The 12560-nt window shown below is 49.6% G+C and carries 9 protein-coding genes; 7 read left to right on the top strand and 2 right to left on the bottom strand.

Translation table 11 applies throughout. The annotated features are described in order from the left end of the window. Positions 1-69: 69 nt before the first annotated feature. The 3 genes from AB1757_07060 to AB1757_07050 all read left to right on the top strand — a co-directional run bounded on the left by AB1757_07060 (position 70) and on the right by AB1757_07050 (position 2982). Positions 70-555: a heavy metal-responsive transcriptional regulator gene (locus tag AB1757_07060; protein ID MEW6126781.1), complete on the top strand. Its 486-nt coding sequence runs from the start codon at positions 70-72 to the stop codon at positions 553-555. Further along, complete coding sequence (locus AB1757_07055) at positions 548-1078, top strand: hypothetical protein (protein MEW6126780.1); 531 nt, start codon at positions 548-550, stop codon at positions 1076-1078. Before AB1757_07060 ends, AB1757_07055 begins: the two co-directional genes overlap by 8 nt. A gap of 254 nt (positions 1079-1332) precedes the next feature. Beyond that, positions 1333-2982 (top strand): amidohydrolase family protein, encoded by a 1650-nt coding sequence (locus AB1757_07050; GenBank protein ID MEW6126779.1) that lies wholly within the window; start codon positions 1333-1335, stop codon positions 2980-2982. A 107-nt stretch (positions 2983-3089) separates the two neighbouring features. On the opposite strand, the gene AB1757_07045 is transcribed toward AB1757_07050, so the two are convergent. Next, complete coding sequence (locus tag AB1757_07045; GenBank protein MEW6126778.1) at positions 3090-3476, bottom strand: rhodanese-like domain-containing protein; 387 nt, start codon at positions 3474-3476, stop codon at positions 3090-3092. A gap of 298 nt (positions 3477-3774) precedes the next feature. Here AB1757_07045 and AB1757_07040 point away from each other — a divergent pair, with 298 nt between their 5' ends. After that, positions 3775-4722 (top strand): M23 family metallopeptidase, encoded by a 948-nt coding sequence (locus tag AB1757_07040; GenBank protein MEW6126777.1) that lies wholly within the window; start codon positions 3775-3777, stop codon positions 4720-4722. A 242-nt stretch (positions 4723-4964) separates the two neighbouring features. Continuing rightward, positions 4965-5786, top strand: coding sequence for a DUF3108 domain-containing protein (locus AB1757_07035; GenBank protein MEW6126776.1), 822 nt, complete (start codon positions 4965-4967; stop codon positions 5784-5786). Between the two features lie 138 nt (positions 5787-5924). On the opposite strand, the gene rsmI is transcribed toward AB1757_07035, so the two are convergent. Further along, positions 5925-6839, bottom strand: a complete 915-nt coding sequence (gene rsmI / locus AB1757_07030; GenBank protein ID MEW6126775.1) for a 16S rRNA (cytidine(1402)-2'-O)-methyltransferase — start codon at positions 6837-6839, stop codon at positions 5925-5927. A gap of 90 nt (positions 6840-6929) precedes the next feature. Between rsmI and AB1757_07025 the strand changes: the two genes are divergently transcribed. Together AB1757_07025 and AB1757_07020 are read left to right on the top strand one after the other, a co-directional pair. Further along, a complete protein-coding gene (locus AB1757_07025) occupies positions 6930-8615 on the top strand; it encodes a carboxypeptidase-like regulatory domain-containing protein (protein ID MEW6126774.1) in 1686 nt (561 codons plus the stop codon). 339 nt (positions 8616-8954) lie between these two features. Beyond that, positions 8955-11948: an ATP-binding protein gene (locus AB1757_07020; protein MEW6126773.1), complete on the top strand. Its 2994-nt coding sequence runs from the start codon at positions 8955-8957 to the stop codon at positions 11946-11948. Positions 11949-12560: the final 612 nt, after the last annotated feature.

The raw sequence follows: 12560 nt of genomic DNA, 5'->3' as shown, positions 1-12560 counted from the left end.
GCTTGACTGTGGAACAGGTTCCAACGTTTATACTCTCCTATGCCCAGCAAATCTACACGAGAAGGTTTCTTGAATTCCGGTGAACTGGCAAAGCAGGCAGGCGTCAGCCGCGACACGTTGCGCCACTACGAAAAGAAGGGCGTACTGGCGCGTCCGCGTCGGGCGCGCAATGGTTACCGCGAATATCCTGCCGCGGCGCTTGAACGGGTGCGGCTCATTCAACAGGCAATCAAAGTCGGATTCACGCTCGACGAACTGGCTCAGGTTTTCAAAGAACGCGACAATGGTAAAGCGCCTTGCCTCAGAGTGCGTCGCCTTGCCGCAGAAAAGCTCTCGGATATCGAAGCGCGTTTACAGGAGATGCTTGCCATACGCGATGCCCTGCAATCGTTGCTCACGGATTGGGACGCGCGGCTGAAGCAAACGCGGGCGGGCGAGCCTGCGGCGTTGCTTGAGTCGCTTGCCAAAACCGCTTTGCCGATTCAAGAGAAATCTTCGCAACTTTCAAGAACTTGGCTGAGAGCCAGGAAAGGAAGAAAAGTTGACCATGATTAAAATGAAATTCAGACCCCTGATTTTTATCCTTACATTGACAGCCATCGCTTTCGGCGCAGGTGTGCCATCACAAGGGCATAGCTGCCCGATGATGCAACAACACCAGAATCATCACGCAGGCGTCAATGAACGCGGCGATAAAGCGATGGGCTTTTCACACGAGAAATCCACCCATCATTTCATTTTGTTAAAAAATGGCGGCGTCATTGAAGTTTCGGCAAACCGTGTTGAGGACAGTGAAAGCCTCGGGCAAATTCAGATGCACCTCACACACATTGCCAAAGCTTTTGCCGAAGGAGATTTCAACCTGCCGATGTTTATTCACGACCAGACCCCGCCGGGCGTCGAGGTAATGAAAGCGCGCAAAGCGGCAATCCATTATCAGTACGAAAAGTTTGAACAGGGCGCGCGGGTGCGCATCACGACCGGTGATAAACAGGCGCTTGCCGCCATTCACGATTTTTTACGCTTTCAAATCAAGGATCATCAAACCGGCGATTCTCTGAAGATAAGCGATAAATAACCTTCAAATTTCGCTCCATCAAACTCTCATTGCAAACGAAGTCAGGTTGATTGCCGACCTGACTTTGTTTGCATTTTGTTGTTTGTAGGCAAGCGAGCGGATGGCTTTGGATAAATCCAGGGTTATTGACTGAGGTGCGAAAATTTTTGCAACCCTGGAAACGGATTTGCCACTTACCCCTGATGCCTGACCTGGGCAGACGTACGCTCAAACGTTAACCAGCCGCCAAACTCAATCAATCTGGAGAAAAATTCATGAATCAAGCAAAGACTAGCGCGTTGGTCTTGGGAAAAATTTATCAGGGACAAGTGACACCGCATCACACGAATAAACGAAAAGGCTATCAATTCGCTGCCGTTTTACTGGCATTGGCACTATGTATACCTGCGCCTCGCGCGCTGGCTCACGGAACCACATGCTATATCAACGGTCGATGGTTTAACGGTCAATCCTTTGTTGAGCAAACCGTTTATGTGGTTGAAGGCGTCTTGCGAATGCACTATGCCGGAAAGGTCGATACCACAACCGATTTGCAGGGCAAGTATGTCGTTGCGCCATTTGCCGAAGCTCACAATCATCACTTTGGCGAGGAGGTGAATTTCAAGCAGCAACTCAATACCTACATCAAGCAAGGGATTTTTTATTCAAAAAATACCAACGGCATTACGAAACTCGCGGCATCCGTGCGCCCGCTGGTGAACCTTCCTGAAAGCGTCGATGTGTTGTATGCCAATGGCGGACTCACGGCAACCGGCGGGCATCCTGTGCAAATCTTTGACCTGATAGCCAACCAAATCGGTTGGGAGAGGAAAGCGATGGAAAATCAGGCGTATTTCATTATCGATACGGAAAAAGATTTGGAAAGCAAATGGCCGATGATTCTTGCCGGTAAACCGGATTTTCTGAAAACCTACCTTGAATACTGCGAAGAATATGAAAAACGAAAAAATAACCCGGAGTTTTTTGGTAAACGTGGTTTGAATCCGGCAATGCTTGCAAAGATTGTCGTAAAGGCGCACAAGGAAAATCTGCCGGTGATTGCGCATATCAATACTGCCGCCGATTTTCGCGCTGCGGTCAATGCCGGGGTAGATGAAATCACCCATTTACCTTTGGAAAAATTGACTGAAGCGGATGCACGGGAGGCTGCTCGTCGAGGCATGACGGTGGTGACAACGACTATCAGTCACAGACCCATCGGACAGGTTCAGGATATTGATGGTGTTCATCGTCACAACATCGGGTTATTGAAAAAAGCCGGGGTTCGTCTGGTGATTGGCACGGATGATAATAACCTCACGGTGATTAACGAAGCCGAGAACCTGCGGCGGTTGGCAGTTTTCGATAATCTCGGTTTGTTAAAACTGCTGACCGAGACGACACCGCAAACGCTTTATCCCAATCGCAAAATCGGCTATTTGAAGGAGGGATACGAAGCCAATTTTCTGGCGCTTGAAGGCAATCCCTTGGAAGATTTTGCCAATATCAAAAAAGTGGCAATGCGCGTCAAGAAAGGTCATGTGCTAGAGGTCGCACCGGAAGCGCCGAAACTGCCGTCGATTGCCAATACCCTTGCACATACCTTGATGGGAAAAGGCGTGGCGGCAGCCATCGCGCAATATCGTCAACTCAAAAACGAGCACCCTCAGGATTATGATTTTTCCGAGAAAGAGTTGAATGCGCTGGGATATCAGATGCTCAAATCGGGACGCCTTGATGATGCGCTTGAACTATTTAAACTCAACGTCGAGATGTATCCCCAGGGATATAATGCTTATGACAGCCTTGCTGAAGCCTATATGCAAAAAGGCGAGCGCGAATTGGCGATTAAAAATTACAAGCGGTCGCTTGAACTCAATCCGCATAATAAAAACGCCGTTGAGATGCTCAAGAAATTGGAATGAAATGTGATGCTTTAAATGGGTATAAATCGTTTACTTGAAAAGTAGATCAAATTAACCTTTGAGGTTTGGTGAAAAGGTGTGCGCTTGAAACTTCAAGCGCACGCTTTCTATTGTTCGACAGGCAAATCGAGCATGCGCCAACCGGCTTCTACCAACCGTCCCATCTGGTCAACCGCGCCATGAAAACCGCCACGCACATTGGCGACATTGGAGTAGCCCATCTTTTCCATAATTTGACAGGCTTGCGCCGAACGCCCGCCCGATTTGCAACCGAGTAACAACTTGGCATCTTTGGCAAATTGTTCATCTACGAGCTGGACAAAATCGCGATTCGGGGTCATGCCAAATCCCGGCGTGAAATTCATAATCGGAATATTGATTGCGCCTGCCGGGTGTCCGTCTTCAAATTCGGGCACTGAGCGCACGTCCAGATAAATATACTCAACGTCTTCCCGCATTAAATCATAAGCTTCTTGTGGACTGACTTCTTTCATGAACACTCTCCTTTGGTGAATATTTCAATGGCAAACTAAAAGGCGATTATAGCCAAGCGAAAAAGCGCGTGCCAGAAAACTATTCTATTGCCTTGAGTAATCGCCGATAATGGCAATGTCAGCCGCAAGAAAATTACAAGATTTTTCTCCGAGCTTTTAATTGACAAGCTTCAGGGTTGCTCCGTAAAATCACGCTCCTGTAAACAATTCCCCGCCTCTTTTTATGTTCGGAACATTAGGTTTGTTTGCAATTTTACTGGTTAATAGAGGCAGTATTCACTAAGGAGAAGGTTTTATAATGGCATTTGCCAGAATTCGCTTTTTAATTGGACTCATCTCTGTATTTTTTCTTTCAACCGGAGCCATGATGGCTTACGTTGAATGGGACCCGCAGCAAAGCGCCACCCAGATAGTCGGCAGCGAACCAAAAGCCGCGGACAAAAAAGACGCAACAGACGCAAGTAAAGACCCGGCGCAACCACAAGGCTTACCGGCTCCGCTGGTGCTTCCGGTAAACGCCGTGCTGCCGCCTGCGCCCATCGCCATCAAACAAAAAGCCGACCAGGTTTCGATTCCGGCAACCGCCGCCAATACGCCTGCCTCGCTCAGCATGGTGCAGAATTTTTCCGATGAGCAACATTCAGATGAAGAAGGCAAACCTGCAAAAGGCGCGGCTCCGACGCCGAAAGTCGAAGTCATCAAACCGGAAACCGTAAAAGGCGATAATAGTAGCACCGGCAAATATGTCGAACAGCCAGTGCTCGCCAGCAGCGTTCGCGTCGGCAGCACTTTTGGCTATCGCATCGACCCGTTTACCGGGCGGGCGAAATTCCATTCCGGGTTAGACATTAAAGCCGAATGGGGCGACCCTGTATGCGCCAGTCAAGCAGGCGTCGTGAAATTTGCCAGTTGGCATAATGGTTACGGCTATATGGTCACCGTCGATCACGGCGGCGGCATCACCACCAATTACGCGCATCTTTCGCGCTTCAATGTGGTCGTCGGTTTGAAAGTCACACGCGGTTCGATCATCGGTTATGCGGGCAGCACGGGGCGTTCAACTTCGCCGCATTTGCATTACGAAGTCCGCATCAATGACCGACCGGTGCATCCACTCAGAACGATTTTCCTGGATGAAGATTCGCAATATTTTATTCAAACGCAAACCATCTCTTCGCAATTTCAAAACCGTACACTGCGCGTTGAAGACACACCGGGTGCCTCAACAAAAATGTCGAACCAATAAGCTTACAACTCCTTTACTACTTTTCGGGCGAGGCTTTTAAAGTCTCGCCTTTTTTCTTTTCTGCAAAAGGCATCACAAAAATGCGCTCCGGGCATCACACCTATGCGTTTCAATTAACGGGGTCATCCGGCTCGGAAGATGATTCCCGTTAAATAACCGAGATAGGCTGAATAGACGAGGTTGCTTCAGGCAAACGGATTTATTCGGCCTATCTCATTTAGTAGAAATGGGAGTTAAAAAAATTGACTGCTAAAAAAATTCTTTTCACATTGGTTTTGGGTGTACTGTTGGCGTTGCAGGGAATCGCTCAACCGGGCAACGATAAATCAGTTGCAGCGACCAAAGATAATAAAGCCACCGCGACAAATACGATTAAAGAAGTCCCCTTTGCCGTTGGCGAGCAGTTGAATTACGAAGTTTCATGGTCGAGTTTTGTGGTTGCCGGTGAATTGACGCTGGAAACCAAAGCGCGGCGCACCATTGATGGCGTTGATGCGTTTCATGTTTCGGCGCAGGCGCAATCCGTGGGCATTGTGAGCGCCGTGGTGTATAAGGTGAAAGATGTTTACGATTCCTTTTTGAATGCCCGGACGTTGCAACCGTTTCGCGCCGAAAAGAATTCCCGCCGCGGCAAAAAACGCGAGCAAGGCACCATGATTCTCGACCAGCAAAACGGCAAAGCGAAACTGGAAGACGGTAAAGAGGTGAAGATTCCGCAAGGCACTTATGACCTCGCCTCATTGCTTTATGCCATTCGCATGATTGATTTGACACCGGGCAAGACCCAGAATTTCACCTTGATTGAAGACGGCAAATTGTATGAGCTGACGATAACGGTTGAAGGGCGCGAAAAAATCGGCACCCGGATGGGCGACTTCAACACCGTGCGTGTATCAACTAAAGCCGCGAGCACCAACCGCAGCGGCAAAGACCCTTATCAATTGAAAATTTATCTGACCAACGACGCCCAGCGACTTCCTGTATTGATGACGGCATCGCCCGCTTGGGGTGAGGTGCGGGTTGAATTGACTTCGGCAATGGGCACCAAAAAGCGCGAGAAATAAAGACCGATTGAAACGTTATCATTAACCATGAAAGAGTCCGTATAATGGTCTTGCGTGTAGCTACTTTATCGATAAGATGAAAAGTGTTTTTGATGAATGGCGCGGTCAACGCCCGTTTCTCAACAGTTATCGAACAGGTCATTGGCGGGTTTGTTTTTCTGCGATGAGTAGGCGATAAGCTTCACTTTTTCCGATACCGCGTTCACGCGCAATACGTTTGAGCGCGGCTTTCTGGTCGAGGTTTTCAGTTGCCATCAAGCGCTCCACTTCCTGCAAAATAGAAAGCGTCTCGCCCTGTCGGGAGCTTTTTTCATTTACTGTAGGCGGCGCAACCAGCAAGACGATTTCACCTTTTAAATCGGCGGCTTTTGCGGTTGCCAGAATTTCGCCTAACGTGCCGCGCAAAAATTCTTCGTGCAGCTTGGTGAGTTCGCGCGCCAGCACGCTTGCCCGGTTGCCTAAAATTTCAAAAGCATCCGCGAGCATCGCCTGAATGCGATGGGGCGCTTCATAAAAAATCAAAGTGGTGTGAAGACCGGCAAGTTCCGTGAGGCGCGCGCGTCTCGCTGTCCGTTTCACTGGCAAAAAGCCTGCGAAAAAGAAATCGTTGCTTGCTACTCCCGATGCTGAAAGCGCGGTGATTAAAGCGCAGGCGCCGGGAATCGGGACGATTTCGATGCCTGCGGCTGCGGCTTCGCTGACCAAGCGAAACCCCGGGTCGGAAACCAGCGGCGTACCGGCATCCGATACCAGCGCCACACGCATTCCGCTTTTGAGTTTTTGGAGAATTTCCGCTGTGCGTTCGCGTTCATTATGCTCGTGATAACTGATAGACGGTGTTTGAATGTGATAGTGGGTGAGCAGCTTTCGCGTATGGCGCGTATCTTCGCAGGCAATCAAATCCACTTCACCGAGCAGGCGCAAGGCGCGCATGGTAATGTCTTCGAGATTGCCGATGGGTGTGGCGATCACATAAAGCATAAAATTAATAGCAAAACCTGATAAACTCACGCTGAAATAAATGTAGCTTGCCGCACGCGCCGATGGTATCATTCGCGTTTGCGGCGCTGCAAAGTTGGATGGTACAATTTTTTTCGCCCAAACAGTTATCCCGTGCTTCCTCTTTATTCAATGAGGTGTTTTATGAAATTAGCTTTGAAGGTATGGACGCTAGTTGCTATAGGAATATTTTTCTATACCAACGTGTCTGATGCGCAGGCATCGGCTGCCGTCGGCTCGATTCGTGGCGTAATCAAAGACGCCCAAGGCTCACCGCTTGTCGGTGCGTCTGTGATGGTGATGAGCGAAACTGAGCAGGCAAAAGCGAAAATCGTGAAGCAGGTGAGCACGGATAAGGAAGGGCTTTTCCTGGCGGCAAATATCCTTCCCGGGCGCTATCGCATCAAGGCGCTTGCCGCAGGATTTGCACCCTTCGTTTTTGCGGCGGATGTATTGCCACGCAAAGTCATCGTCTTCGATTCGATTTTAATGCGCCGCACCGGAACGCTTGCCGAACAGACGAGTTTAAATGCCAACTCGACAGCCGCTACGCGGCGCGCTCGCGGTTCGATTTTCCACCTCGAAGAAGTGAAACCGAAAGTTGTTGAAGATGATTCGGTCGTTCTCACGCCGCGTTCGACGGAATTGCATGGCTACGTGAATGCCTTCAATCAAACCGCCACTCGCGAAGAATCCAGTTTCGGTTCGATGGTCGGCGCAAACTTCGCTCTGTCGCAACAACTCACAGAGCGCACAGATATGGTGATGCACGGTCAGGTCGCGCATGGTGACGGCGCGATGCAGCGCTTTGAGGTGCTCACGACTACCAACGCCAGCGATAAACATCGACTCAGCCTGGCGCTCGGCTATGCGCGATTTACCTTCTCGCGCCAAAACGCCATTCCCAAAGTCGGACAATTTTCGCTTTCGGCAAGAGATACCTGGCAAGTCGCAGGTCCGGTGCTGGTGGTTTATGGGTTGGAATTCGCCAGATTCACCGAAGGCGCAAATGCCACAAGCGTGTTGCCGCGTCTGGGCGTTGCGGTTGATGCCGGGGCGCGCACCAGGGTTTTTGCGGGACTCGAACCCGGCGCATCGGTTGATGAGCAATCAAGTATCAATCTGGAATCGGGCGAAATTGTCTTTTCTCAGCCCAAAACTGTAGCGTTTTCCAAGCATAATCGCCCGCTCACCGATAGCAGTTATCGTTTGCAGGTTGGCGCCGAACATATTCTGAATGATAAATCATCGGTTGAGATGATGGCATTTTTCGATACGGTCTCCGGTCATGGCGTGGGACTGTTGGCGATTCCGGTTGATGGTATTGAAAATGCCGACGCTACGATTACCACCGCCGAACAGAAAGGTCGAGCGCGTGGGCTTCGAGTGGTCTATAACCGGAAACTCAGTCGGGTAATAGACAGTTCATTCGGTTACGCATTTGGTGAAGGTCAGCAAATGGATGCGCGTGGCATCACTACCCCTTCTCAGATTTTTTCAAACGCGACATTTCAAGTTTTTTCAGCCCGCGTCAATGCCAATTTCTTAAAGACCGGGACTCGCGTTTCCACGATTTTACGCATCGCTCCGCAACAGGCGATTTTCGGTATCGACCCGTTTCAGGGGCAAATCGCCACCTTTGACCCGAACATCAGTATTTCGCTTTCGCAGGCTTTGCCCAATTTCGGGATTCTGCCGGGGCATTGGGAACTGATGGCGGACTTGCGTAACTTGCTTGATCAACAGGCATCCATTACTGATGACAATCAACAGTTGATTGCCAGTCGCTATGGACGATTGGTGCGTGTCGGGGTGTCGATGAGATTTTAAAAATGCTCTGGTAGAGAGCCTGAAATAAAAATAAAAGTAGTCTGCGTCAAAAGATTCTTTAGGAATGTTGCTTCAGTAAATTTAAAAGCTCGCCTTCATAGGTTCCCCGCCTGTGTCTGATTGAGCCGGTAGTTCAGAACCCGTTGGAATGGTAAACCATCCGAAATCTCGGAAACTATCCGAAACTTCGGATGCGGAAGGTGCCTGAAGGGTAAGAAATTCGCGCAAAATCTGCGACTTTCTGCCCTGTTGAATTGCCGTTTGGTCGGAATAAAAGTTGCAACTGTAAGCCCGGGTGATTCGGTTGTGACGCTTAGAAGCGTTTGGGGTGTTATGCCGATGAGAAACTTTTTAGACAAGATGAAGCTGTTAGCCTTGCTGGTGGTAACCGGGCTGCTTGTCGTTATCGGGATTCTCAATCTGCGTGACCGCCTCTCTTCGCCGCCGATTCCTACGGATGGGGTCGAATGGGTTGATACCGCTAACGGCGTGAAGGCGAAAGCCGTCCGGTCTTATTCGCACATCTCGGTCAAGCCCGGCGATTATGTCCGCGCCATTTTCTATCAAGGCAAATATGAATCGATTGATAGTGCCGAAACCATAGCGCTCTATCTTGATAAACAGGGCGTCGGTAGCGAAGCGCGTTACGTCATCGAACGCAACGACCCAACCCTACAGGGTATTTTTCAACTTGACCAACCCTATTTCGATATTGATTTCACCGTCATCTCTGAGCCGCAGCAACTCGAACTTGGTCTCTATCTCGCATTCATCGGTATTGTTTATTTGGCGGTCGGTCTTTTCGTGTTATTCAAACAGAGCCGTGCCGCGCTCACCTACCATTTCTTCGCCTGGTTCTTAGCGTCGTTTGTTGCCTATTTTTATCAATCAACCAGAGAAGGCACTGCACTCGACAATCTGGTTTATACCCTGGATGGCGTCGCGCTGGCGTTACTTGCGCCATTGTTCCTGCATTTCTGCATTAAATTTCCCTCGGAAAAATCGGGAATGCTTGGCAAACTTCCGGTAAAAATGGTGCTCTATTTACCGGCGGCTGTCCTGGTTGCCTTTAATCTCTTCTACATTTATAAACCGAATGTTTTTCCGAGCGGTCGCCTGGTACAGGCGCGTGAAGCGATTAACTGGGTCGAGATTCTCCATTATCCGCTGTTTTTCCTGCTTGGCAGCGTGCTGCTGATTCGCACTTTTATGCGCGCCGAAAAGGTTTTACTCAAACAGCAACTCAAATGGATTGTCTGGAGTCTGGGGCTTGCCATCGTGCCGTTCATCGGCTTCTTCGGAATACCCTTCCTGCTGAATTGGGAAATTACGCCGCTCATGAGTTTGCTCGGCTGCGGGTTGCTGATTTTGATTCCGCTGTCATTCGGCTACTCGATTGTGCGCTATCGGTTGATGGACGTGGATGTGATTATGCGGCGCAGTTTCGTCCACGTGATGGCAACTGTAGTTATCGGCGCGCTTTATATGCTGGTGCTTTTGGGCGTCAGCGATTTTGTTAAATTCGTCTGGCCGACCGCAGATTTATATTCGTGGCGGGCGCGCGCCATCATTGTTGCCGGAATGCTTCTGGTAACCACGCTGTTTGCGCCGATTAAAAATAAATTGCAATACTGGGCAGACCGTTGGTTTTACGGCGAAAGTTACAATTTGCGCGCCAGTTTGCAGGAATTTGGCAGAACCCTTGCCCGCACGACGGCGCTCCATCAACTGCTCGATTCATTGGTGCGACGGCTCTCTTCGATGTTATCGGTTCGCAAAATCGCCATCTTTATCGAAGATGAAGCGTCACCGTCAGGTTTTCGCCTCGCCCACGCTTCCGAAGTAGATGCCAATGTCGCCTTGCCTACGGATATTAAGAATATCATTCGTTTGCGTTCAATTGGGCGCGGTTTCATTTCAGCGAATGACCTGGTGAAAGAGGAGAACTGGGTATTCGATAACTTGCTGAGCACCAACATCGGTGCGCTTGTTGACAAGCGTCTCAATGGGAAAGCCGACATCAGTATTGCCGATTCGCAGCGCAAATTGACCGATGAGCTTTATTACTTTGTCCCGTGTGTGGTGCGCGACCGTATGGTTGCCATTTTAGGCGTCGGCAGAACCACGACCGGCGCGTTGCTGACGAGCGAAGACACAGATTTACTGCGCGCCTTGTCGGGTTATGTTGCAGTGGCGATTGATAACAGTTTGCTCTATCGTTCGGAAATTGAAAAAGCCGAACAACTGGCGCGGCTCAAAGAATTTTCTGAAAACATTGTTGAAAGTGTGAATGTCGGCATTCTGGTGGTCGATGTGGATGGTCGGGTCACTACCTGGAACAGCGGTCTTGAAGAGATAACCGGCGTTTCGCGTGACCGCGCGTTGCAAAGCAACATTGATGAAGTTCTGGATAAAGATTTAATTGAAACGATTCATAATGCCGTCGGTCGCGCAGGCTGGGATTTGCGCGAAACCCGTTATATCTATAAATACAACGCCACCACCGAAGACGGTCGCCCGTTGACCTTGAACATCTCGATTGCGCCATTTGAAGCGGCGCGCGGCGTGGTAACCGGTACGCTCATCGTCCTCGAAAACATTACTGACCGCGTACAACTTGAACAACAACTGTTGCAAAACGATAAACTCTCTTCAATCGGCTTGCTTGCCGCGGGCGTCGCGCACGAAGTCAACACTCCGCTTACCGGCATCTCTTCTTATGCACAGATGCTGTTGCAGCAAATTCCGGAAAGCGACCCGAAATATAAATTACTGGAAAAAATTCACCGGCAAACGCAACGCGCCTCCGGCATTGTCAATAACCTGCTCAATTTTTCGCGCACCGGTGATACGCAATTTCGCGAAGTTGAAATCAACAAAGTTCTCGATGACACCTTGCAGTTACTGGAACATCAATTGCGCAACAGCCAGGTTGAAATCCTGCGCAATTTCGGAAGCGACCTGATTCCGGCTTATGGCAATGCCGCCAAATTACAACAGGTTTTCATGAACCTGATACTCAATGCGCGCGATGCCATGCCCGATGGTGGGCGATTGATGATTCACACGCGCATGGTTGATACGTCGCTGGTTATTGATTTTCGGGATACGGGGATGGGCATTGCGCCCGAAAATATCGCGCGAATCTACGACCCGTTCTTTACCACCAAAGATGTGGGACAGGGAACCGGACTGGGACTGGCGCTTACTTACGGCATCATCCAGGAACATAGCGGACGCATTTTTGTTGAAAGTCGTTTAGGTGAAGGTTCGCATTTCACGATTAAACTTCCCTCTATTTATTCTCGCCAGGTGCAAGCTGCAAGCGATTAGTATCAAGCCCGCTTACCAATAACTTAACTCTCTTGCTGAACCGTTTCTGAATCCTGTTTATAAGCAGGGACGCAAGCCCCTCGACCTTAATTATGTCGGGTTACGGATGCTGAAGGTTGGTTGTCAGTGAACCTGAAATTGGCTACTGTAGCCCGTTTCAAGGTATGGGGACTTCATCAGGTGATTTAATCGCTGGCTGAACTTTTTTCGTTTTATACTGATGAATGTGAAGCCTTACATTAGAGCGATTTGCAATTGAGTTTACTCAGCATCTGTTGAGAGAGCGGTCTTTGACCGCGACTGCTTAACGACCGCGACTGCTTAACGACGCGGTCAAAGACCGCTTGTTCAACCTCAGTAAATCGTTTTGCAAACCGCTATAGTGTGAGCGATTGCCCGGAACCGTTTGCGATTGATTCACTCGGAACCTGTTAAGGGAGCAGTCTATGAGGCGTCGATGGGAATCTTGTTCAACCTCAGTAACTTATTTTGCAAACCGCGCTCCTTGCGATTCATCGCGTTCAATTGCAAATTGTCAGCGGTTAATCAGACGGCAGTTGATTGGATCGCCTTGTGGTGAAGTTGGGATCAATAAAAAAGGCTGTGCCAATT

It is taken from the genome of Acidobacteriota bacterium (genome assembly GCA_040754075.1).
Taxonomy (GTDB): domain Bacteria; phylum Acidobacteriota; class Blastocatellia; order UBA7656; family UBA7656; genus JBFMDH01.
Note: the sequence above shows the minus strand (reverse complement) of the source record. Positions and strands in the feature narration are given on the sequence as shown.